This window comes from Kitasatospora sp. NPDC001540 (assembly GCF_042894345.1).
Lineage (GTDB): Bacteria > Actinomycetota > Actinomycetes > Streptomycetales > Streptomycetaceae > Kitasatospora > Kitasatospora phosalacinea_C.
Window position 1 is genome coordinate 1 of the sequence record NZ_JBIAVO010000055.1, and the last position, 22,544, is coordinate 22,544.

Sequence of the window (22,544 nt, forward strand, 5' to 3'; positions counted from 1 at the left end):
TTCACCCGCTGCGCGATGCCCTGCAGTTGCAGCAGGGCGGTGTCGGTGCCGATCGCGGCCAGCACGTCCAGGCCCTCCACCGCCCGCTGGTGGGCGCTCTGGCCCGGCCACTCGCACAGCACCGGCGCCAGCCGCCGCGCGGTGTCGTCGTCACCGCACTCCCCGAGCGCGTACAGCGCCCACCCGTCCGGCCCCGGCATCCCGGCCTGACGCCACTCCTCCAGCAGCGTCCAGCAGAACGCCCGTACCGTGTCGGCCCGCAGCGCCGGTGCGACCACCGCCAGGCCCGGGTAGGGCTCGCGCAGCTTCCCCAACTGCAGCACGGTCAGCAGGTGGCGCACCGCCTGGAGCGACAACGCGCCACTCCCGTCGACCAGTTGGATCTGCGGTAGCACCTCCAGCCGCAGCCAGGAGGGGAGTTCGGGCAGCTTCGCGGGCAGCGCGGTCTCCAGCGGATCGGACCCCAGCACCTCCGCGACCACCTCCCCGACCTGCTCGCCGTAGCGCTCCGCCACCGCCGCGGTCAGCACCTCCGCGCCCTCCCGGAGGGCCACCAGCCGCAGCGCGTTCTCCGCCGCCAGCCGGGCCCGGCCCGCCTTGCCGACCGCCGCCGGAACCAGCAGCAGCGCCCCCGCCACCCCGTGCCGGGCGAACCACGAACGGGCCACCGGCTGAACGGACTTGAGCCGCACCAGGGCGTCCGCCATCACGCCCGCCGCGACCGCGCTCCGCACCGGCAGCAGCACCTGCGCCGCGTGCGCGGGCCGGGCCAGCACCGCGGCGTGCACCAGCCGCAGCGCGGCCGTGCCGTACTTCGCCAGCACCGGCGGGAGTTGCACGTCACCGCCCGCCAGCGCGTTCGCGTCCCAGGAGTCCAGGAACGGCGCCACCAGCTCAGCCGGGCCCTGCGTCAGCAGGCGGCAGCACTGCCAGGACGAGCCGAGCAGGGGCACCCGCTGCGCCTCCGCCGCCCAGTCGGTGTCCGCCGGATACGCCCAGTAGTGCTCGGCCGTGGCCGCGAACGCGGCCGACTCGCCCTCCTCCCAGTGCAGTTCCGACCCCTCGTCGGCGGTGAGACCGGTCAGCACCTTCGGTTTGCGGACGGTCCGCCGCCGCGCCCACGGCGGGTCGACCAGCAGCGCGGGCAGCCGCTCAGGCGCCGCTTCCGGCAGCGGCTCCCGCGCCCCCGGCAGGCCGAGCACGAACGCGGCGACCTCCCCGTCCAGCAGCGCCAGCACCTCCGGCAGCCGCGAACGCACCACCGCCACGTGCCCGTTGAGCATCTGCCGGGCCGCCGCCGCGTCGGGGCCACCGCGCCGCGCCGCCGCCGACAGGACCCGCACCGCCCGCACCGGGAAGCGTCGCACCGCCTCCAGCAGCACCAACCGGACGGGCTTCGAGGCGATCCGGTCGACCAGCTCGCCCATCGCCTCGTCGGTCGGGAACTCCGCCACGTACCCGGCGTACTCGCCCATCCGGTCCCCGTCGTACCCGTACCGCTCCAGCGCCCCCGTCAGCAGCGGCGCGGCGGCCGGCCCGACCCCGTCGGCGAGGGTGGCCACCAGCTCGGGCGTCCAGTGCAGCCACGCCCAGCCATCCGTCGGGGCGACCCGCCGCGCCTGCTCGACACCGCCGACCGCGGACAGCAGCAGCGTCTGGAGCACGGCGTCCGCCGCCTGCCCGTGCCCGGACGCCTCGCCCAGGCACGCCTCCACCCACTCCGTCCGCTCCGGCACCAGGAACGCACCGGCCGCCCGGCGCAACGGCGTGTCCCGTAGCGCGGCCAACTCCGCGACTGCGGCGGCGTGTTCGCCCTCCGGTGCGGCGGTCAGCGCCCGGCGGGCGAGTGCCAGCAGCTGGAACTCGAGCAGCAGCGAGGGGCGGCGCGGGTCGTTCAGGTCGAGGACGGTCAACCTGCTCTGCCACCGGCCCGTCCGCGCCCAGGTGGTGTCCACCTCGAAGGACGCCACGGCGGCCCGCACCGCGACGCCCAGGCCGAAGCGCGCCACCCAGCCCGCGAACTCCCGCTCCTGCCAGTACGGTTCGGCCGGTGGGCGGATCATCGCCGTCACCGCCATCAGCCCCGCCGGGTCCACCTCCCCGGCCAGGTACGCCCGGACGGCGGCCACCGGCCCCGGATCGGACTCCCCGGCGGTCAGCACCCGCTCGACCGCCTCCCGCCGCTCGGCCACCCGCCCGGCCTCCACCGCAGCCACCTCGGCGGCGTCCACCACCGGCCACCACCCGGGCAGCGGAACCGGCACCCCGCCCCGACGGCGCGGCACCACCCGCTCGCGCCACGCCTCGGGCAGCACGAACGCGTCCTCGTCCGGAAGGCCGACGGGCTCGGCAGACACCTCGGCCACCGCGGCGGCGCCCTCGTCCGCGCCACCGCCGTCCACCGCCAGGTAGCCCTTGCGCTCCTTCTCCGCGACCAGCTTCGCCAGGTGCGCCGCAGCCGCCGCCGGATCGGCCAACTCCTTGACCAGCAGCCGCCCCTCGGTGCCGATCCGCCCGTACCGCACCCGCACCGCGGCCCCCTCCGCCCCGGCCTCCCAGAACTTCGCCGAACCGCCCTCGACCGACTCCCAGCGCCGCACTCGCCCCTCCAGACCCACCGACCGACCCACCGACCGACCACGAACCGGTCGGCCACCTGGCGGCACCCTAGCGAGCGGCCCGGACACCCCCGGGGCTCAGCACCCCGCTCAGCACCCCCGCTCGGCGCCGCCGGGCCGGGCGGCCAGTGTCTGGGTGGCGATCACCGCGGCCTGGACGCGGCGCTCCACGCCGAGCTTGGCCAGCAGCCGGGAGATGTGGTTCTTGACGGTCTTCTCGGCCAGGTACACCCGTTCGCCGATCTGCCGGTTGGTCAGCCCCTCGCCGATCAGCGCGAGGATCTCCCGCTCCCGGTCGGTCAGGTGCGGGAACTCCGGCGCGGGCGCCGGGGCCTCGCCGCGCAGCCGGGCCATCAGCCGGGTCGTCGCGCCGGGGTCGAGCATCGACTGCCCGGAGGCGACCGTGCGGATCGCGGTGACCAGGTCGGTGCCGCTGATCTGCTTGAGCACGTAGCCCGCCGCGCCCGCCATGATCGAGTCCAGCAGCGCCTCCTCGTCGTCGAAGGAGGTGAGCATCAGGCAGGCGAGGTCGGGCATCCGCGAACGCAGCTCCCGGCAGACGGTCACGCCGTCGCCGTCCGGCAGCCGCATGTCCAGCACCGCGACGTCCGGGCGCAGCGCGGGCACCCGGGCCAGCGCCTGCTCGACCGTCCCGGCCTCGCCGACGACCTGCAGGTCCGGCTCCGAGTCCAGCAGGTCGTGCACCCCGCGGCGGACCACCTCGTGGTCGTCCAGCAGGAACACCCTGATCGGCGCCGAACCCTCGGACATGGCAGCAACTCCTCCTCGCAGACCCCCGACACCCGGCAGTCTGCCAAACCCCGTCCGCCCGCCGACAGGGCCACCCGCCCCCGACCAGGCCCCGGACCCGGTCCCGACCGGCCCCCGCCGTGGTCCCGAGCGGCCCTTGACGCCCGCTGCCCGGACGTGCTCGAACCGCCCGCGTCCCGGCCACCCCGTTCGGCGGCTCAGCGGCCCCCGCCCGCTCCGCCGTCCGACCAGGGCAGCGCCCGCCCCGACCAGAGCGGCTCCACCCGCCGCCAGGCGCGCTCCCAGGAGTCCGCCGCCCGCCGCTCCAGCACCCGCAGCCGCCAGCGCAGCCCGGCCGCCCCGCCGCCCGCCACCGCCCCGAACACCAGCAGCCCGAGCAGCCCCCGGTCCACCGCCTCGTACGGCACGGCCGGCAGGTCGGCCGGGAGCACCCACCCGGGCAGCAGCCGCGCCGGGACGCGCCAGGCCGCCGCACCGGCCGCCACCGCCGCGGCGAGCACGCAGCACGCCAGGGCGACCGCCCGCCGCCGGGCCCGGTCCACCCCGCGGCGGAGCGGGTTGCACCGCGCGCCCCGGCCCCGCCGGTGGTGCACCTGCTGACGGCGGACGGAGCGGCGGCGGGTCAGCGGACGCACGGACGGGCGGCGCGGGTGGGGCACGCGCGGATTCCTCTCCTCGGCGGCGCGACCGGCCCCCCGTGGGCGGTCGCGCCGCTGGCAGCGTCCCGGAGCGGCGCGGTGCGCGGACAGGGCCGGGCGGTCCCGTCCGCGGGGCCGATGGTCCCGAACCGGACGAACCGGCACGAATCCCGGCACGGCGGCAAACCGTACGCCAACCCCGCCCCAAGGGTCCGTCAACGCCCCGGGGCCGGTGCGCTGCTGGGCCAAAGGGTGGGGCTACGCTCCGGCCTGCCCCGGACGACGGCGGACGTCACCTACATTGACGTGGGAGTTCGCCCGGCGGGCCGGAGCGTCCGGCGAGCCCGGGGCCCCACCCCACGAACAGGAGCCGGTACCGTGGTCGACCACGCCCCCGCGGACGCAGGAACAGCCCGGCAGCGGCTGCGGGCCTGGCTGCTGGAAGGCCTCGCCGACATGGCCAAGCAGCACCCCGGCCCGCACGCCCAGGCCACCGACCAGCAGCACGGCCAACGCTGGTGGAAGGTGATGTGCCTGACCGGCCTGGACTACTTCTCCACCCTCGGCTACCAGCCCGGCATCGCGGCCCTCGCGGCCGGTCTGCTCTCCCCGGTCGCCACCGTCGTGCTGGTGCTGGTCACCCTGTTCGGCGCGCTGCCGGTCTACCGCCGGGTCGCCCGGGAGAGCCCGCACGGCGAGGGCTCGATCGCCATGCTGGAGCGCCTGCTGTCGTTCTGGAAGGGCAAGCTGTTCGTCCTGGCCCTGCTCGGCTTCGCCGCCACCGACTTCCTGATCACCATCACCCTCTCCGCCGCCGACGCCACCGCCCACCTGGTCGAGAACCCGCACCTGCGCAGCGCGCTCGGCGGCCACCAGGTGCTGATCACCCTGCTGCTGATCGCCGCCCTCGGCGCGGTCTTCCTCAAGGGTTTCAGCGAGGCCATCGGCGTGGCGGTGGTCCTGGTCGGCGTCTACCTGGCGCTGAACGTGGTGGTGGTCGCCGTCGGCCTGTGGCACGTGGCCACCGCGCCCTCCCTGGTCACCGACTGGACGCACGCCCTCACCCTGGAGCACGGCAACCCGGTCGCGATGATCGGCGTCGCCCTGGTGGTCTTCCCCAAGCTCGCCCTGGGCCTGTCCGGCTTCGAGACCGGCGTCGCCGTCATGCCGCACATCGAGGGCGACCCCGAGGACACCGAGCAGCACCCCACCGGACGCATCCGCGGCGCCCGCAAACTGCTCACCACCTCCGCCGTGATCATGAGCTGCTTCCTGATCACCACCAGCTTCGTCACCACCCTGCTCATCCCCGCCGACGACTTCCAGCCCGGCGGCCCCGCCAACGGCCGCGCCCTGGCCTACCTCGCCCACCACTACCTCGGCGGCGCCTTCGGCTCCGTCTACGACCTCTCCACCATCGCCATCCTGTGGTTCGCCGGGGCCTCCGCGATGGCCGGACTGCTCAACCTGATGCCCCGCTACCTGCCCCGCTACGGCATGGCCCCGCACTGGGCCCGCGCGGTGCGCCCGATGGTGCTGGTGCTCATCGCGATCGCCTTCCTGGTCACCTGGCTGTTCGACGCGAACGTCGACAAGCAGGGCGGCGCGTACGCCACCGGCGTGCTCGTCCTGATCACCTCCGCCGCGATCGCCGTCACCATCGCCGCCCGCGCCGCCCGGCAGCGCGGCTGGACCGTCGGCTTCGCGGTGATCGCCGCGGTCTTCCTCTACACCACCGCGGTCAACATCGCCGAACGCCCCGACGGCGTGAAGATCGGCGCCTGCTTCATCGCGGGCATCGTGCTGGTCTCGCTCGCCTCCCGGATCGCCCGCGCCTTCGAACTCCGGGTCATCGACGTGCAGTTGGACGAGGTCGCGGAACGCTTCGTGCGCGACACCGCGCACCGCACCATCCGCTTCATCGCCAACGAACCGGCCGGCCGCGACCTCGCCGAGTACCGCGACAAGGTGCACCAGATCCGGGCCGACAACGACATCCCGCCCGAGGACGACCTGGTCTTCGTCGAGGTCACCGTCCTCGACCCGTCCGACTTCGAGGCCGAACTGCACGTCCGCGGCGAGGTCCTGCACGACCGCTACCGCGTGCTGACCCTGGAGCACTCCAGCATCCCCAACGCGCTCGCCGCGATACTGCTGCACGTGCGCGACACCACCGGCGAACTCCCGCACATCTACTTCGAGTGGACCGAGGGCAGCCCCTTCGCCCAGATCCTGCGCTTCTTCCTGTTCGGGCAGGGCGAAGTCGCCCCCGTCACCCGCGAAGTGCTCCGCGAGGCCGAACCCGACCGGGCCCGCCGCCCCCGCGTCCACGTCGGCTGACGCCCCTCGGAACGGCCGCGGGGGGGTGCAGGCGGTCAGGACCCTTCCGGCGCCCAGGCCCCGACGCCCAGCCGCCCCGTCGTCCCCAGGTCCAGCTCCGGCGTCACCGTCACCGGTGCCGCGCCCGGCGTCGCCCGCACCCGCACGTACGGGGCGTTCACCGGGTCGGACGAGGCGTCGTTCGTGTTGCGCCACACCAGCGTCGAGCCGGCCTTCCCGCCCGCCGGGACGGTGAAGCGGCGCGGCGACGCGTCCGCACCCGTGCCCGTCGCGATCGCCGCACCGCCCTCCAGCACCCGCACCGACGCGACCGGGGCGTGCGCCTCGTCCAGCACCTGCACCTGCGGGTAGCCGTTCAGCACCACGTCCGCCGTCCCGCAGTTCTCCAGGTGCAGCCCCACCACCCGCAGCCCCATCGCGGCGTCCCCCCGGTCCGCGTACACCCGCACCCCCGAGGCCGGACACGCCCCGCCCGTCGACGGCGCCTCCGCCGTCGGCACGCTGCGCACCCGCGCCACCTTCACCCCCGGTGCCGACCGGGCGGAACCCGACGGGCCCGCGGAGCGCGGCAGCACGCCGTCCGGTGCCTGCCGGAAGCTCGGCATCGCCCCGACCGGCAGGTCCGGCTGCACCGTGGCGCCCGTCAGCGGGAGCTGCCCGCGCACCGACGCCCCCGGGGCCAGCCCCCGCTGCACCGCCGACAGGTTGTCCGCCGGCCGCTCCCCGCTGCCCGACCACCCGAACAGCACCGACACGTCGGCGGTCTCCGTCCCCCGGTTGGTCACCTCGTACTCCAGGCACTCCCCGTTCACCGCCACGACCCGCACCCCGTCCCGCACCCAGCCCTCCGGCGCCGCGCCCGGCGCCGCCCCGCAGGGCCCCGAGCTCCCCGAGGCCGCCGGAGCCCCCGCGCTCCCCGCGCCCACCGAGGACCCGCAGCCCACGACCGCCACCGTCGCCACCACGACGCCTGCACCCACCCGAACCGCCCGCATCAGAACCATCCGGAGAGTCGATCACGAACCGCCCGCCGCCGACCGTGACCCGGATCACGCCGCACGCAACAGCCCTGCAACGGTCGCCCGCTGCCCATCCGTCAGGCGCGGGCCGACGGAACTCCTCCGGGGCACCCCGTCAGCAGGGCGGCGACACCGGATCACCATCACCAACGGCCGCTCCAGGGACGGTACTTGCTCGACCCCCGGTCCCCGTTCCCGTTCAGAACGGCAGCGAGTGCAGCCGGACCGTCCCGCCCTCCGGCCAGACCGCCCCCGGCACCAGCCCGATCCACATCGCCCCGAGCCGGACCGTCTCCGGCCCCTCCGGCTGCTCGGCCGTCACCGGGCCCGGCAGCGCCGTCCACCCCAGGCGCGCGTACAGCGGGGCCCGGTCCGGCAGGCAGAACAGCATCGCGAACTCCAACCCGTCGGCCCGCGCCGCGTCCAGCGCCGCCGTGACCACGGCCCGCGCCAGCCCGTGGCCGCGCCAGTGCGGCGAGACCAGCACCCCGCCGATCCCCGCCACCTCGAAGCGCCGCCCGCCGACCTCCACCGGTGCCACCACCAGCCCGGAGTGGGCGACCACCCGGCCGTCCAGGAGCACCCCGAAGTGCCGGTCCTTCGGACGCCAGGTGCCCCCGACCGCCGCCACCTCGAACGGATCGGCCGACTCGCCCAACTCCTGCAGCGCGGGCCAACCGCCCCACTCCGCCAACTCGACCGCCGCCGTGAACCCCTGCCGGTCCGTCATCGTCCTGCCCCGTCCCGCCCCGTGTCCCCGCCCGTCCGGGCTGATCGCCGGTCATCCTAGTGACGCGCGGGACGCCGGGAGGACGCCGGGAGGGCGACCGGAGGGCGGCGGGGGGATCAGCAGTCGCAGCCGCACCCGTCACATCCGTCGCAGCAGTCGCAACTGCTGCAGCACCCGTCGTCACCGCAACAACTGCCGCACCCGTCGCACCCGTCGCACCCGCTGCAGTCGCAGTCGTGGCGCTGGCAGAAGCCCTCGCGCCGCTCGCGCGAGAACGGGTCGTCGTGGTCGCAGCACAGCAACTGGCAGGTGCAGGCCATCGTCAGCCACACCGCGCAGCCCGGGATCAGCGAACGGGGCCGCTTCGGCTTCGCGAAGTCGTGCGAGTGGTCCGGGGGCGACGGGGCGTGCGGGTCGGCACCGGGCGGGGAGGTGTGGGCGTGGGCGTTGGCGCAGGCGTGGTGGCCGCGGCGTCCGAAGACCCGGTCCACCGCCTCCCCGGTCTCGTGCGCGAGCAGCCGGTGCACGAGGGCCCCGTCGGTGAACTCGACTTCCTTGAGCGCCAGTCGGATGCCGTGGACGGCGTCGCGGCAGAGGCGTTCGGCTTCGGCTCGGGGCGTGCCGGTGACGGTGAGCGGGTTCCAGAGCCCGCGGGCTTCGTCGTCGGCGCGGTCCTCGGCGGCGTCGAGGAGGTGGGCGAGGCGTCCGAAGAGGCGCCCGGCTTCGGCGAGCGCCCGGGCGTTGTGCGGGCGTCCGGCGAGGACGGCGGTGTGGGCGAACGCGGCGGCGGTGGCCTCCTCGGTGGGCGCGGTGGCCAGCAGCAGCGGCCCGCCCGCGGTGACGGCGGACTCGGCGTCCTGCTGCCGGGCGGCGGCGGTCAGCAGGACGGCGGTGTCGAAGCCGACGACGGCGGCGCTGTCCGCGCTCTGCCGGTCCCAGCGCCGGGTCACCCGCCGCGCCCCGGCTGCGACGGGGCGGCGGGCGAAGAGGCCGTCACCGTCCTGGACGTGGTCGCGGACCTTCACGGAGGCGAGCGCCAGCGACACCGCCGCGGCCAGCCGGGCGCCCTCGCCGCGGGCCACGGGGGCGGTGCGCATGCCGCGCAGCGGGCAGGGCCCGGCGGTGCGACGGTCCGCGGACTCCGAGGACTGGGCCTCGACCAGGACGGAGATCACCAGGCCGTCGTAGTTGGTGGCCGTCCGCGCCAACTGCCCGTGGTCGTCCCGCAGGGCGAGGCAGAGGCCGCACAGGTGGGCCGTCCAGGAGGCGTGCAGGCGCTCCGAAAGTCGATGCCGACACGGCCTGATGATTCCGAACACGCCCGCCCCTTCCGTCCCCGCCCACCCGCTGTGACCGGCGGCCATCCTAGTGACGCGACGCCAGCCCCGGAGGTTCCCGGCCCGCCCCCCGCCCCGCCCCGGCCCGTCCCGCCCCGGAGGTTCCCGGTCGGGTTCAGCGGTGCTGCGGCACGTCCAGGGCGAAGTGGAAGGCCACCACCGACATCCGCCGCGCGTGGTAGAAGCGGTGCGCGCCCTGGTTGACCACGCCGGAGTCCAACTCCACCCGGGCGCAGCCGGACCGGGCCGCCCGCTGCTCCAACTCGGCCATCAGCCAGGCGCCGACGCCGTGCGAGCGGAGCGCGGGATCGGTCACCAGGTCGTCGACGAACAGCACCCGGCCCCGGCTGGTCGCCAGCGTCCGGTGGGTCGCCACGCCCACGCAACGGCCCTTCCCGGCGGCGGAGTTGTCGTACGCCGCGGTGAACACCAGCCCCTGGCCCGCCGCTTCGGTGGCGAACGCGGTGAAGCCGGGCCCGGTCAGGGCGGGGCGCAGGGACCGGAGCAGGGGCTCAACATCCCGGTTCAGTGCCGGACTTGGGACGTCCACGTCCTTCGCGATCAGTTCCATCCGGCCATTGTTCACCGCGCCGAACGGCTTCCGCACCCGGGTGCCGCATCCTGGCGGGCGACCGCCCTCAGGGGGCGAAGGAGCCGTCCGGGCCGCCGGTGCACAGCAGGCCGGCGGGGGAGGAGAGCTGCCAGGGGTGGGCCGGGCCGCCAGGGGCCGGATCGGGGGCGACGGCGAGGACGTGGCCGGTGTCGAAGGCGAGTTGCAGGCCGCCGGCCGGGGTGACGGCGGTCGCGGTGATGACCGCGTCCGCGAGCCGCCCGAGCGCGCCGGAGGGGGAGAGGCCGAGCGCGGGGTAGAAGTGCTCGACCTCCGCGCCGTGCCGCAGCCGGAAGTCGTTCTCGACCGTCAGCAGCAACTCGCCGTCCAGGTGCAGCAGCAGCCGGTTGCTGATGCCGAGCGACCGCACCGCACGACCGTCCAGTTCGGACCCGACCGACCGCGCCACCCCGCACCTCCCGATCCTCGCGCCGTACCGGCGGACACCGTCCCCACCTGCCTATTCATACCCGGCGCGACCCCCGGTACCCGCCGCGAACCGCCGACCGGGGCGGAACGGGCGCGAGCGGGGGAGGAGTTCAGGCCGGTGCCGGGCCCGCCGCGGGCGCGCCGTTCACCAGTTCCGCCGGCCCGGCGGTCGGCGGCAGGGCGCGCACCGCGAGGCAGGCCGCCAACCGCCGGGCCGAGGACGGGGTCAGGACCGGCGCGGCGTCCTGCGGGGCGAACAGCCGCCACTCGGCGATCTCCTCCTCCTGGACGCGGACCGCCGCCAGCAGGTCCGGCCCGGCCGTCCCGCCGTCGTACACCAGCGTCAGGTACGGCTGCTCGTCGGGGCGGGCGGCCACCCAGTCGATGCCGAGCAGCCGCCCCGGCTCGCGCCGCCAGCCCAACTCCTCCAGGGCCTCGCGCCGGGCGCCCTCCCGGGGCAGCTCCCGGTCCGCCTCGACCGACCCGCCGGGCAGCACCCACGGCGACTCGCCCCGCCACGGCTTCAGCCGCACCAGCAGCACCCGCCCGTCCGGGTCGGTGAACAGCATCCGGGCCTTGACCCGGATCCGCGGGCGGCTGGCGTAGTACGTCTGCTTGTCCATCGGCGGTGGCGGCGCGGCCCGCCCGCCGGCGGGCGGCAGCAGTCCGGCCAGCGCGGCCGCGCCGAGGTACGCGGGGGCGGGGCGCGGCGGCAGGTGCAGGGCCGAGTGGCCGACGGGGAGGCCGTCCGCGAGCTCCAGCGGCGCGGCCGAGCGCGGGGCCCGCAGGCAGGCGCCCATCCGGCGCGACAGCAGCGGCGGCACCGCCGACAGCAGCAGCTCGGGCGGCAGGTGGACGATCGCGTCCAGCTCCGCGGCCTCCAACCGGACGGCGGCCCGCTGCTCGGCGGTCAGCGGTTCGGCCCAGTAAAGGAAGGCCGCGATCGGCGGCCGGTCGTGGTCCCGCGACCAGTCCAGGCAGGCGAGTTCGCGCAGGACGGGCGTGACGCCCAGCTCCTCGCGGATCTCCCGGACGGCGGTGTGCCGGGGCGAGGGGTCCGCCGCGTCCCAGCCGCCGCCGGGCACCGCGATCGGGTGCTTGGCCCGGTAGGAGGTCCGCACCACCAGCACCCGGCCGTCCGCGTCGGGGAACAGCACCCCCGCCGCCGCCATGATCTCCCGCCCGCTCAACCGCGACCCCCTCGTCCGTCTCCGCCCGCTCCCGCCCAGCATGCCCCACCCGGCCCCCGCTCCACCGCCCCCCGCCCGAACCGGTACCGCGACGGCCGACGGGCCCGTGACGGACCGGGAAGGTCGTCACGGGCCCGTCGGCCCCGGCGCGTCACGGCCCGTCGCGGGCCTGCCGGGCCGGTGGGCGGCCGACGCGTCGTCAGGCGTTCGCCGGAGCCTCCAGCAGCTGCGCGTACGGCGCGAGCTTGCGGATCGACTCGATGTTCTTCAGGCACTGCTCGCGGGACTCCTCCGGCTCGCCGGTCACCACGACCGAACCGTTGCTCGCCTTGAGGCGGAAGCGGTGGTTGCCCGACTCGTCCACGTACAGCTCGAACTTCCCAGCCATGGAAATGCACACCTCTCGTTCGGGTTGCCCCCCGGCAGTCAACGTAGGGTCAACTGCCCTTGCACGCCTCCCGGATGTGCCATTCGAGTGCGCGGCCGGACCCGCAGCGAGACAGCCCCCGGGCCGACGTTGCACTCGAAGCCCGCCCACCGGCCCGATCACCCTAGGCGGCCGTTTCAGGCGTTGGCGCCGGCGTGGGCCCGGCGGCCCCCGGCGGTGGGGCCGTGCCAGTCCAGGCACATCACGGTGGCGTCGTCCTGGAGCCTGCCGTCGCAGGCGTCGGTGACGGCCGCCACCAGGGCGCGCACCACCTCGCGCGGGTGGTCGGTGGCGGTGGCGGCCAGCAGGGCGGGCAGGTCGACGGACTTCGCGCGGCGCTCCTGCACATCCCGTCGGTGTGGAGCAGCAGCCGGTCACCGGGCCGCAGGTCGATGTCCTGCACCCGGTAGCGGTCCTGCCCGGGGACGCCGAAGGGCAGGTCGGCGTGCAGGGGTACTTCTTCGACGGTGCCCTCGCGCAGTCGCAGCGGGCGCGGGTGGCCGGCGTTGACGAGCTGCGCCCGGCCTCCGTCCAGGGGGATCCGCAGGAGCTGGCCGGTGGCCAGGATGCCGGGCTTCTGTTCGAGCAGGGAGCGGTGTGCGTGCTCGGCCTGCTCGTCCAGGGAGGCCGCGACGCGGCGGGCGCCCCGGGAGGCGTTGACGAGGAGGGTGGCGATGAGCGCGGCGTTGAGGTCGTGGCCCATGGCGTCGGTCAGGGACAGGTGCAGCGTCTCGCGGTCCAGGGCGTAGTCGTAGGTGTCCCCGGCGACGCTCTCGGCGGGCACCAGGGCGCAGGCCAGGGTGAACTGGGCCGCCTCGCAGCAGGGGGCGTCGGGCAGGAGCTGACGCTGGATCTCGGCGGCCAGGCTGACGGGGGCGGTGCGCCGGGCCCAGTGGTAGAGGTCGGTGAAGCGGCGGTCGGTGACCACGATGTACGCGAGGGCGTGGGCGGCCTGCTCCACCTGCTCCAGCGTGTCCCCGGTGACCTCGGGCACCGGGGGGAGGGAGAGCTCCAGGAAGCCGATGGCGTCGCCGCGGTTGGTGACGGGGGCGATCACGCGGTGCCCGTGCCCGTCGGCGTCCTCCGGGGCGCGGACCAGGTGCTGGGTGCGCAGCACCTCCTCGTAGAGGCTGCCGTCGAGCCGGATCCGTTCGGCACTGCGCCCGTCCAGGGTGGTGGCGTCCTCCGCGACCCGCACCACGCTCTGGCCGACCAGGTCGAGGAACAGGAAGGAGACGTACCGCGCGCCGAACCGTTCGCGCAGGTGGTTCGCCACCACGTCCAGCGAGTCGACCGGCGCTGCCGCCTCGGCCGCCGCGAGCACTTCTCCCAGGACCATTCGCTCCCGTGCCACACCAGCCTCCTCGGAGATCCACAGGGTTCCCACATTCCCCCGATCGCTCGGAGAATTCCAGCTCCCCGCGCTGCGGCCGCACCGCCGCTCTCCTGCGGATCCCCGTCGGGGTGGGATCCGGAGCGGGCTGCGGCCTTCGCAGACGCGCAGGCAGGCAGTACGCGCATCGACCGGTCAGGAGACTCGCCTCGTCCGTCTCTTTCGTTCAATAAGCAACAAAAGACAGGTCCTCTCCGACCTCACCACCGACAAGTCCCGCTACGCCCCCGGCGACTCGGTCACCTTCACGGCTACCATCGCCAACCAGAGCGGCAAGGACATCAACGGCGAAGCGGTGACGCTGTACTTCATGACCTTGCAGTCGGCCGCCGGCCCCCCGGTGTCGCAGCCGCTCACCGTCGCCAACGGGGCCACGGCGACGCTCACCTTCCACTGGACGGCCCCGTCCGAGGACTTCACGGGCTACCTCGTCAGCGCGGTGGTCACGGACGCCTCCGGAAAGGCGGTGGACTCCATCAACACCGCCGTGGACGTCTCCTCCAACTGGACGCGGTTCCCGCGCTACGGCTACTTCACCGGCAACTCCTTCGGGAAGGCGGGCCTGACGCCCGCCCAGGCCGCCGCGACCATGAGCGCGCTGACGAAGTACCACATCGACGGCCTGCAGTTCCACGACTGGCAGTACAACCACGACCAGCCGCTGTGCGGCACCGTCGCCTCCCCGTGCTCGTCGTGGACCGACGACGGCAACCAGCAGACCGTCTACGCCTCCGCGGTCACCAACCTGGTCAACGCCGCCCACGACGCCAACGCCGTGGCGATGCCGTACAACGCCATCTTCTCCGCCGACAACGGAAAGTGCTGCGGCGCATCCGACTACCACACCCAGGGCCTCGGCATCAGCCCGGAATGGGGCGTCTACCACCGACGTGCCGGTCAAGTACCACTACCGCACGCTGCCCAAGGCCCTGCTGTTCGCCTCCCCGGACTACAACAACGGCACCACCTACCAGGTCCCGTTCACCACCGGCACCGACGCGGACGGCCCGTACGTGCAGTTCACCCTGCCCAGCCTCACCTACTGGGACATGGTCTACACCAGCCAGACCGGCCCGGGCGACGCGCCCCAGCTCCCCGGCACCCAGACCACGGCCCCCGGCGCTCCGGGTGCTCCGGTGGCGTCGGGTGTGACGTCGGGTTCGGTGAAGCTGGACTGGACCGCGGCTCCGGCCGGGTCCAACCCGCTGGCGGGGTACGACGTGTACCAGGTCGGCAGCCCCGACAAGGTGGTCGCGAGCACCGGCGCCGGGACGTTGTCGGCGACGGTGACCGGTCTGTCCCCGGCCACGGCGTACCGGTTCTACGTGAAGGCCAAGGACAGTACGGGGCTGGTCTCCCCGGCGTCGGCCGCGGTGTCGGTGACGACCCAAAGCGCCCAGCCTACCGGCAGCGCGAAGGTCGCCTACGCCACCACCGGTGACTGGGGCTCCGGGTTCACCGCGCAGGTCACCCTCACCAACACCGGCACCCAGACCCTGGACCACTGGAGCCTGGCCTTCGCCTTCCCCGGCAACCAGCGCGTCACCAGCGGCTGGGGCGGCACCTGGAGCCAGTCCGGTTCCAACGTCACCGCGAGCGACGCCGGATGGAACGGTACCCTCGCCCCCGGCCAGTCCGTGACCGTCGGGTTCTCCGGCACCTACACCGGCACCAACAGCCCGCCCACCGCCTTCACCGTCAACGGCGACCCCGCCATCACTGGCTGACCCACCCCACCACCGGGCCCCGCCAGCACGGCGGGGCCCGGGAGCAGTGGTGAGCCGTGCATCGACGGGAAGGGAGGCTGCTGTGGCCAGGGGCGTCTGGGACTACGAGAGTGCCGAGGGGGACGACCCGCCAGGCCCTCGGCGCCTACTGTCCGGGGACCGCCTGAGCACCGCCCACTGCCCGGGGTGGCCCCCCGCCCCGGCCGCCTCCGCCGCTACAGCGGGAGGGTGACGCTGATCCGCTTGCCGCCGCCGGGCAGCACGGAGATCTCGCAGGTGGTGGCGAGCATCACCACCAGGGCCCAGCCGCGACCGCCCGGCCGGGTGGGGTCGAGCAGGGCGCGCCGGGGCGAGTGCGGCAGGCGGCTGTCGGCGTCCTCGACGGTGATGCGCAGCCGCAGGCCGGGTGGGCGGCCGTCGGCCGGGTGGGCGGTCTCGGTGCGGGCGCTGAAGGCGGTGACGCCGCCGGCGTGCCGGTTGGCGTTGGTGACGAGTTCGCTGACGGCCAGGAGCGCGTTCGCCTCGCCCGCGGCGGTGACCGGGCCGGCCTCGTGCAGGAGCTGCTGCACGAACCGGCGGGCCTGGGCGGCGGTGGCCACCGGCGCGTCCGGGGCCCTTTCCCGCAGGGGCGCCGCCGGTGGCGGGCCGTCGGGGGCCGCAGCGGACCCGGGGGAGGGCGGGTCGGGGTCGAAGACGGTGGTGCGGGTGTCGGTCATGGCAGCGGTTCCTCGGACGTGCGGCTCTCCTGGTGCGCGACGGGGACCCTCCGGCGGACCCGGTCCACAGGTCGGCTGCCCCCGCACAAAAAGGACATTCCCTCGCGGATCGCACCCGGGCGCCGTCCCGTCGAGACGCGTCGCCCGCCGTGGCGGACCGCCGCCGGGGCGGCCGTCGTACCGGGGGCTTCGAGGTCGACCGGAATTCGGAAGGCGGTCTCGCCCGCCTTCCGGCGGGCGGTTCGGGTTTCTAGCCGGAGCGCTCCAGGGAGCCGAGGGCGGAGGCGAGGGTGGGACGGAAGGTGAACAGCTGGTCGAGGCCCACGATCTGGAAGACCCGGGTCAGGTCGCTGTTCAGGCCCGCGATGACGAAGGGGGCCCGGGCGTCCTGGGCGTGGTTGTAGGCGACGACCAGGGCGGTGATCCCGGTGGAGTCGCAGTAGGTGAGTTCGGTCAGGTCGATGACGGCGGGACGGTCGGGACCGAAGGGGCTCTCCTCCACGACCCGGGTGAACTCCGGTGCGGTGTGCTGGTCGAGTTCGCCCGTCACGGACAGCACGACCACCCCGGAGGGGTGCTGGAGTCGGTCGACGATGAGGGTGCGGTCGGTCACCTGGTCTCCTGCGAGTGGGACGGGATGCTGAGGTTGTCCGGCGGTACGGAGAGGACGAGGAGCGCGGTGTCGTCGCTGACTCCGGGGCCCAGCTCGGTGACGAGTTCCTCCACCACCGCGAGCACCTCGTCCGCGCTCCGCGGTGCGCGCGCGGTCAGGCGCCGGACCAGTCCGTCCTCGCCGAGCAGCCCCCCTCGGGCGGTGCGGGCCTCGATGAGCCCGTCGGTGTAGAGGAGGAGCGCGTCACCGGGGCGCAGGCGGGTGGTGGTCTGGACGAAGCGGGGGCCGGGGAGCAGTCCGATGAGCTGGCCGCCGGCGGTGGAGATGGGCTCGATCCGGCCGTCCGCCCGCACCGCCAGGGACGGGGGGTGGCCGCCGCCGGCGAGGGTGACGTCGAAGGCTCCGCCCGGGGCGGCGTCGAGGACCCCGAACACGGCGGTGCAGAAGCGGGGCGTCTCCCCCTGGTACTCGCCCTTGAGGACGGCGTCCAGGTTCGCCAGGGCGGCGCGCGGGTCGGGGTCGTAGATGGCGGCGGCCCGCAGGGTGTAGCGGGTCAGCGAGGTCAGCGCCGCCGCCTCGGCCCCCTTGCCGCACACGTCGCCGAGGAAGAAGGCCCAGCGGCCGTCGTCGAGGGGGAAGAGGTCGTAGAAGTCGCCGCCCACTTCGTCGGCGGAGGCGGTGTGGTAGGCGGCGGCCGCGTTGAGCCCGGGAACGGTGGGCAGGGCCGGGGGCAGCAGGCTGCGCTGCAGGGCGCGGGCCAGGCGTTCGGCCTCGGCGCGCCGCCGCCGTTCGGCAGCCAGGGTGTGCAGGGCGGACAGCCGCAGCTCCAGCTCGTCCATGACGAGGGCGGCCAGGTCCTCCAGCGCCCGCAGTTGGTCGGCGGTGGGGGTGCGGGGCCGGGTGTCGAGCACGCCGACGGTTCCCAGCCGCTGCCCGTCCGCGGTGGTGACGGCGGCGGCGGCGTAGAAGCGCGCGCCGAGGGGGCCGAGGGCCGTGCCGTCGGCGGTGCGCGGGTCGGCGAGGACGTCGGGGACGACGCACGGCCCGGGGTGGGTGATCGCGCAGGCCCACGGCCTGCTGTCGCGGAGGGCCTCGTGGAGGCCGTCGAACCCGTGGGTGGCCTGGAACCGCACGCGGTCGCCGTCGACGAGCGCCACGGCGGCCATGGGCACGTCGAAGATGCGGGCCGCGAGCGCCACGATCCGGTCGAAGGCGCGGTCGGACGGGAGGTTCAGCGCTTCGTAGCGGCGCAGGGCCGCCAGGCGCCGGGATTCGCCGGTCCCGGCGGGTCGCTGGTCGGGGAGGGGGTGTGAGAGCACCGTTGTTCCGCTTCCGCCCCTCGTAGACCCACCGCCCTCACGGACCCGAGAAACGGTTGTCCTATCCTACGTACAGCGTCAAGGATTTCCTCCACCGCGGTCGCCCGGCTCGGTCGGGCCGCGGACGGAACGCCCCGCGCAGACGGTTCGGACGGACGAAGGGGTGCCCAGTGACGCAGGCGGACGACGGCGAGCGGGCCGTGCTGGGGGCGGCCGGGGCCGGGGTCTTCACCGCCGACGCGAAGATCGGCGGCGACCTGGCCCGGGTGGACTGGTCGGCCACGCCCCTCGGTGAGCCCGGTAGTTGGCCGCAGAGCCTGCGCACGGCCGTGAGCATCCTGCTGTCGTCGAAGTTCTCCATGTGGATGGCCTGGGGCGAGGAGCTGACGTTCTTCTGCAACGACGCCTACCGGCGCGACACCCTCGGCCAGAAGTACCCCTGGGCCCTGGGCCGTCCCTCCGGCGAGGTGTGGGCGGAGATCTGGGGGGACATCGGCCCGCGCATCGACACCGTGCTCACCACGGGAGAGGCGACCTGGGACGAGGGACTGCTGCTCTTCCTGGAGCGCTCCGGCTACACCGAGGAGAGCTACCACACCTTCTCCTACAGCCCGCTGCGCGACGACGACGGCCGCCCGACGGGCATGCTGTGCGTGGTCAGCGAGGACACCGAACGGGTCATCGGCGAGCGCCGGATGGCCACGCTGCGCGACCTCGGCTCCGACCCCAGCGTGGTGCGCACCGAGCAGGAGATGCTCGACTTCGCCGCCGCACAGCTCGGCCGCAACCCGCACGACCTGCCGTTCACCCTGACCTACCTCTTCGACGGCGACGGCGGCGCCCGCCTCGCCGCGTCCACCGGGATACCGGCCGGCCACCCCGCCGCGCCGACCTCGCTGCGGGCGGACGCCGAGCCGCTGTGGCCGCTGGAGACCGTGGCCCGCGCGGAGAGCGTGGTCGTGCCCCTGGAGGGGCCGCGGTTCGCGGACCTGCCGACCGGCGTCTGGGAGCAGGGGCCCGCGGAGGCGCTGGTGGTCCCGCTGCTGCAGCAGGGGGACCGCCCGTACGGGTTCATGGTGGCGGGCCTCAACCGCTACCGCGCACTGGACGGGGGCTACCGCGGGTTCGTGGAGCTGGTCGCCGGCCACGTCGCCAGCGGCATCGCCAGCGCCCGCAGCTACCAGGCCCAGCAGCGGCGGGCCGAGGAGCTCGCCGAACTGGACCGGGCCAAGACGACGTTCTTCTCCAACATCAGCCACGAGTTCCGCACCCCCCTGACCCTGATCATGGGTCCGCTCCAGGAGCTCCAGCACCGCCTCGCCGACGCGGACCCGCAGGTGCGCGAGGAACTGGACGTCATCCACCGCAACGGCCTGCGGCTCGGCAAGCTGGTCAACACGCTGCTGGACTTCTCCCGCATCGAGGCCGGCCGGATGCAGGCCAGCTACGAGCCCGTCGACCTCTCCACGGCCACCGGTGAGCTGGCCAGCGTGTTCCGCTCCGCCGTCGACCGGGCCGGCCTGGACTTCCACGTCGACTGCGTCGCGCTGCCCGCTCCGGTCTACATCGACCGGGGCATGTGGGAGAAGGTGGTCCTCAACCTCCTCAGCAACGCGCTGAAGTTCACCTTCGAGGGGTCGATCCGGGTCGCGGTCCGGGCCCGCGACGGCGAGGCCGTGGTGACCGTCGCCGACACCGGGATCGGAGTGGCCCCCGAGGAGATGCCCCGGCTGTTCGAGCGCTTCCACCGCATCGAGAACGCCCGGTCCCGCTCCAACGAGGGCAGCGGCATCGGCCTGGCCCTGGTGAAGGAGCTCGTCGAGCTGCACGGGGGCAGCATCAGCGCCACCTCCACCGAGGGCCGGGGCACCTGCTTCACCATCCGCCTGCCGTTCGGCTCCGCCCACCTGCCCGCCGGCTCCGTCCTCCCGGAGGGCGGGACGAGCACCGCACCCGGCGGCGCCGCGGACCCGTACCTGCAGGAGGCGATGCGCTGGCTGCCGGACGAACGGTCCGGCCCGGCACCCGTCGAGGTCCGCGACGTCACCCCGAGCGGAGGGGCCGACCCGTCCCCGCCCGGCCAGGGGCTCCCGGCCCGGGTGCTGGTCGCCGACGACAACGCCGACATGCGGGAGTACCTCACCCGGCTGCTGCGCGGCGCCGGCTACCAGGTCAGCTCCGTCCACGACGGCCGCCAGGCGCTGGACGCCGTCCGCGCCGACGCGCCCGACCTGGTGATCAGCGACGTCATGATGCCCCACCTGGACGGGCTGGCCCTGGTCGGCGCCCTGCGCGAGGACCCCCGGACCGCCTCCGTGCCGGTGCTGCTGCTGTCCGCCCGCGCCGGGCAGGAAGCGTCCATCGAGGGCCTGCAGGCGGGCGCCGACGACTACCTGGTCAAGCCGTTCGCCGCCGCCGAACTCCTCGCCCGGGCCCGCGCCAACATCGAGCTCTCCCGGCTGCGCAACCACCACGCCCGGTGGCGCACCGCGCTGGTCGACTCCCTGCAGGAGGCGTTCTTCGTCTGCGACGAGGACGGCACCGTCACCGAGATCAACGCGGCGTTCACCGCCATCCTCGGCTACGGGCCCGAGGACCTCCCCTACCGGCCGGTCCACCCCTGGTGGCCCGACGCCGCCGCCGACCCCGAGGCCCACCGCCAGGTCGCCGAGGCGTTCGCGCACCTGATCGACCGCAACCGGGGCAGCTACACCGTCCCCGTCACCCACCGCGACGGGCACCGGCTGTGGGCCAGCGCCACCTACAACCAGGTCAAGGACCCCACCACCGGCCGCACCGCCATCGTCGGCACCTTCCGCGACGTGACCGCCGAGCACTACGCCATCCAGCGCGAGAGCGCCCTGGCCGCCCTGGGGGCGTGCCTGTCCCGGGCCACCAGCCTGTCCGAGGCCGTGACCGGCAGCCTGGCCGAGCTGAAGCGGCTGTGGAGCGCCCGGCACGTCGCGGCCACCGTCTTCGGCCACGACACCGAGCCCGTCCTCACCGCCACCGACCCCGCCCTCACCTGGCAGCAACTGCCCCCGGAGCACCAAGAGTTCCTCGCCGACCTGCGCGACCGGCCCCCGCTCACCCCCGTCGCCGACCGGCGCGGCGCGGGCATCCTGCTGGAGCACCCCGAGGGCCCGCTCGCGCTCTGGATCGACCTGGGCGAACAGCGCCCCTTCACCGGCGAGGACCAGCTCCTGCTGTCCCTGCTGGCCGGCCAGCTCGCCCAGGGCCTGGCCCGCGCGCACCAGATCGACCAGCAGCGCGAGACCGCCATCGCCCTGCAGCGGGCCATCCTCGGCCCCTCCCACCTGCCCGCCGGCTTCGCCGTCCGCTACGAGCCCGCCACCCAGCCCCTGGAGGTCGGCGGCGACTGGTACGACACCGTGGCCCTGCCCGACGGCCGCATCGGCATCGTCGTCGGCGACTGCGTCGGCCGCGGGCTGGAGGCCGCCAGCGTCATGGGGCAGCTGCGCAGCGCCTGCCGCGCGCTCCTGCTGCAGGACGCGAGTCCCCCCCAGGTCCTCATGGCGCTGGACCAGTTCGCCGCCGGCGTGCCCGGGGGCAGGTGCACCACCGTCTTCTGCGGGGTCCTCGACCCCGGGACCGGCCACCTGACCTACTCCAGCGCCGGACACCCGCCGGGCATCCTCGCCCATCCCGACGGCACCACCCAGCTCCTGGAGGACGGGCGCTCGCTGCCGCTGGCCGTCCGCCCCGGCCGGGAGCGCTCCGAGGGCACCTGCACCATCCCGGCCCGCTCCACCCTCCTGCTGTACACCGACGGCCTCGTCGAACGCCGCCGCCGTCCCCTCACCACCGGCATCGACCAGGCCGGCGAGGTGCTCAAGGACGGCCGGAACACCGCCGTCGACGACCTCGCCACCGACGTCATGGCCCGCCTGGCGCCCGCCGACGGCTACGACGACGACGTCGCCCTGCTGCTGTACCGCCACCCGGCGCCGCTGGAGATGTCCTTCCCCGCCGAGTCGTCCCAGCTCGCCCCGGTCCGCAAGGCCCTGCGCGGCTGGCTCAACCAGTGCGACCTGCCGCCGACCACCGTGCAGAACATCCTGGTGGCCGCCGGAGAGGCCTGTGCCAACGCCATCGAGCACGGGCACCGCGACACCCCCGGCAACACGGTGCACTTCCGCGCCGAGGCGTTCGTCGACAAGCTGCACCTCACCATCGCCGACACCGGGCGCTGGAAGACCCCGCAGCCCGAGCGCAACGCCCACCGGGGCCGGGGCATGGGTCTGATGCACGCCCTGATGCAGCAGGTCACCGTCACCCCGGGCCCGACCGGAACCACCGTCGACATGCACACGAGGATCGCCTGATGACCACGCTCCTGACCCTGACCCCCGGACGGCGGCCGGACGGCACCCCCGTGCTCACCGCGATCGGCGAGATCGACATGAGCAACACGCACGACCTGGCCGCCGCCCTCGAAGGGACGGCCGGTCCCGTCGTCCTCGACCTCACCGCGGTCGAGTACCTGGACAGCGCCGGGCTGAGCGTGCTCTTCTCCCACGCCGACCGCATCGAACTCGTCGCCAACCCCCTCCTGGCGCCGATCCTCTCGGTCTCGGGCCTGGCCGACCTCGCCGCCGTGTCCATCACCGGGGAGGGAACCGCGCCCTGAACCCCCGGCCCGCTCC

General features: G+C 74.8%; 17 protein-coding genes and 3 pseudogenes. 6 read left to right on the forward strand and 14 right to left on the reverse strand.

Annotated elements, in window-relative coordinates; genetic code table 11:
* From ACFY00_RS35960 to ACFY00_RS35970, 3 genes are all read right to left on the reverse strand, one after another.
* On the reverse strand, positions 1-2,600 hold a 2,600-nt coding region (locus tag ACFY00_RS35960), incomplete at its 3' end, for a WGR domain-containing protein (RefSeq protein WP_388037871.1).
* A gap of 108 nt (positions 2,601-2,708) precedes the next feature.
* A complete protein-coding gene (locus tag ACFY00_RS35965) occupies positions 2,709-3,389 on the reverse strand; it encodes a response regulator (protein WP_388037873.1) in 681 nt (226 codons plus the stop codon).
* 197 nt (positions 3,390-3,586) lie between these two features.
* On the reverse strand, positions 3,587-4,048 hold the full coding sequence (locus tag ACFY00_RS35970) for a hypothetical protein (RefSeq protein WP_388037876.1): 462 nt from the start codon (positions 4,046-4,048) through the stop codon (positions 3,587-3,589).
* A 435-nt stretch (positions 4,049-4,483) separates the two neighbouring features.
* Here ACFY00_RS35970 and ACFY00_RS35975 point away from each other — a divergent pair, with 435 nt between their 5' ends.
* Positions 4,484-6,367, forward strand: a complete 1,884-nt coding sequence (locus tag ACFY00_RS35975; protein ID WP_388037960.1) for an amino acid transporter — start codon at positions 4,484-4,486, stop codon at positions 6,365-6,367.
* A gap of 35 nt (positions 6,368-6,402) precedes the next feature.
* Here the strand turns inward: ACFY00_RS35975 and ACFY00_RS35980 are convergent, their stop codons facing one another.
* The 8 genes and pseudogenes from ACFY00_RS35980 to ACFY00_RS36015 form a co-directional block, all read right to left on the reverse strand.
* A complete protein-coding gene (locus ACFY00_RS35980) occupies positions 6,403-7,185 on the reverse strand; it encodes a DUF4232 domain-containing protein (RefSeq protein WP_388037879.1) in 783 nt (260 codons plus the stop codon).
* A gap of 400 nt (positions 7,186-7,585) precedes the next feature.
* Entirely contained in the window at positions 7,586-8,116 is a 531-nt protein-coding gene (locus ACFY00_RS35985; protein WP_388037882.1) for a GNAT family N-acetyltransferase, read from the reverse strand.
* A gap of 116 nt (positions 8,117-8,232) precedes the next feature.
* Positions 8,233-9,435 (reverse strand): DUF5685 family protein, encoded by a 1,203-nt coding sequence (locus ACFY00_RS35990; protein WP_388037884.1) that lies wholly within the window; start codon positions 9,433-9,435, stop codon positions 8,233-8,235.
* Positions 9,436-9,568: 133 nt separating this feature from the next.
* A complete protein-coding gene (locus ACFY00_RS35995; protein ID WP_388037887.1) occupies positions 9,569-10,024 on the reverse strand; it encodes a GNAT family N-acetyltransferase in 456 nt (151 codons plus the stop codon).
* A gap of 67 nt (positions 10,025-10,091) precedes the next feature.
* On the reverse strand, positions 10,092-10,472 hold the full coding sequence (locus ACFY00_RS36000; RefSeq protein WP_388037890.1) for a DUF6188 family protein: 381 nt from the start codon (positions 10,470-10,472) through the stop codon (positions 10,092-10,094).
* A gap of 130 nt (positions 10,473-10,602) precedes the next feature.
* Positions 10,603-11,682, reverse strand: coding sequence for an NUDIX domain-containing protein (locus ACFY00_RS36005; RefSeq protein ID WP_388037892.1), 1,080 nt, complete (start codon positions 11,680-11,682; stop codon positions 10,603-10,605).
* A gap of 199 nt (positions 11,683-11,881) precedes the next feature.
* Positions 11,882-12,070, reverse strand: a complete 189-nt coding sequence (locus tag ACFY00_RS36010) for a DUF1508 domain-containing protein (protein ID WP_033218853.1) — start codon at positions 12,068-12,070, stop codon at positions 11,882-11,884.
* Between the two features lie 176 nt (positions 12,071-12,246).
* Positions 12,247-13,448 (reverse strand): annotated as a pseudogene (locus ACFY00_RS36015) (PP2C family protein-serine/threonine phosphatase).
* A gap of 310 nt (positions 13,449-13,758) precedes the next feature.
* Between ACFY00_RS36015 and ACFY00_RS36020 the strand changes: the two are divergent.
* The 3 genes and pseudogenes from ACFY00_RS36020 to ACFY00_RS36030 form a co-directional block, all read left to right on the forward strand.
* Positions 13,759-14,317, forward strand: a pseudogene (locus tag ACFY00_RS36020) (glycoside hydrolase family 66 protein); the annotation flags it as partial.
* Positions 14,318-14,389: 72 nt separating this feature from the next.
* A pseudogene (locus ACFY00_RS36025) lies at positions 14,390-14,548 on the forward strand (glycoside hydrolase family 66 protein); the annotation flags it as partial.
* Between the two features lie 3 nt (positions 14,549-14,551).
* Positions 14,552-15,229, forward strand: a complete 678-nt coding sequence (locus ACFY00_RS36030) for a cellulose binding domain-containing protein (protein WP_388037963.1) — start codon at positions 14,552-14,554, stop codon at positions 15,227-15,229.
* Between the two features lie 215 nt (positions 15,230-15,444).
* Here the strand turns inward: ACFY00_RS36030 and ACFY00_RS36035 are convergent, their stop codons facing one another.
* The 3 genes from ACFY00_RS36035 to ACFY00_RS36045 all read right to left on the reverse strand — a co-directional run bounded on the left by ACFY00_RS36035 (position 15,445) and on the right by ACFY00_RS36045 (position 17,877).
* Complete coding sequence (locus ACFY00_RS36035; RefSeq protein WP_388037895.1) at positions 15,445-15,945, reverse strand: ATP-binding protein; 501 nt, start codon at positions 15,943-15,945, stop codon at positions 15,445-15,447.
* Between the two features lie 250 nt (positions 15,946-16,195).
* Positions 16,196-16,558 carry an STAS domain-containing protein gene (locus ACFY00_RS36040; RefSeq protein ID WP_388037897.1) on the reverse strand — a complete coding sequence of 121 codons (363 nt, stop codon included), beginning with the start codon at positions 16,556-16,558 and terminating at the stop codon, positions 16,196-16,198.
* Complete coding sequence (locus ACFY00_RS36045; RefSeq protein ID WP_388037900.1) at positions 16,555-17,877, reverse strand: PP2C family protein-serine/threonine phosphatase; 1,323 nt, start codon at positions 17,875-17,877, stop codon at positions 16,555-16,557. The genes ACFY00_RS36040 and ACFY00_RS36045 overlap by 4 nt, the downstream gene beginning before the upstream one ends.
* 170 nt (positions 17,878-18,047) lie before the next feature.
* On the opposite strand from ACFY00_RS36045, the gene ACFY00_RS36050 reads away from it, so the two are divergent.
* Complete coding sequence (locus tag ACFY00_RS36050) at positions 18,048-22,223, forward strand: SpoIIE family protein phosphatase (RefSeq protein WP_388037902.1); 4,176 nt, start codon at positions 18,048-18,050, stop codon at positions 22,221-22,223.
* The gene (locus tag ACFY00_RS36055) at positions 22,223-22,528 is read left to right on the forward strand and encodes an STAS domain-containing protein (RefSeq protein WP_388037905.1); all 306 of its coding nucleotides are present in this window, start codon (positions 22,223-22,225) and stop codon (positions 22,526-22,528) included. The genes ACFY00_RS36050 and ACFY00_RS36055 overlap by 1 nt, the downstream gene beginning before the upstream one ends.
* The last annotated feature ends 16 nt before the right edge of the window (positions 22,529-22,544 follow it).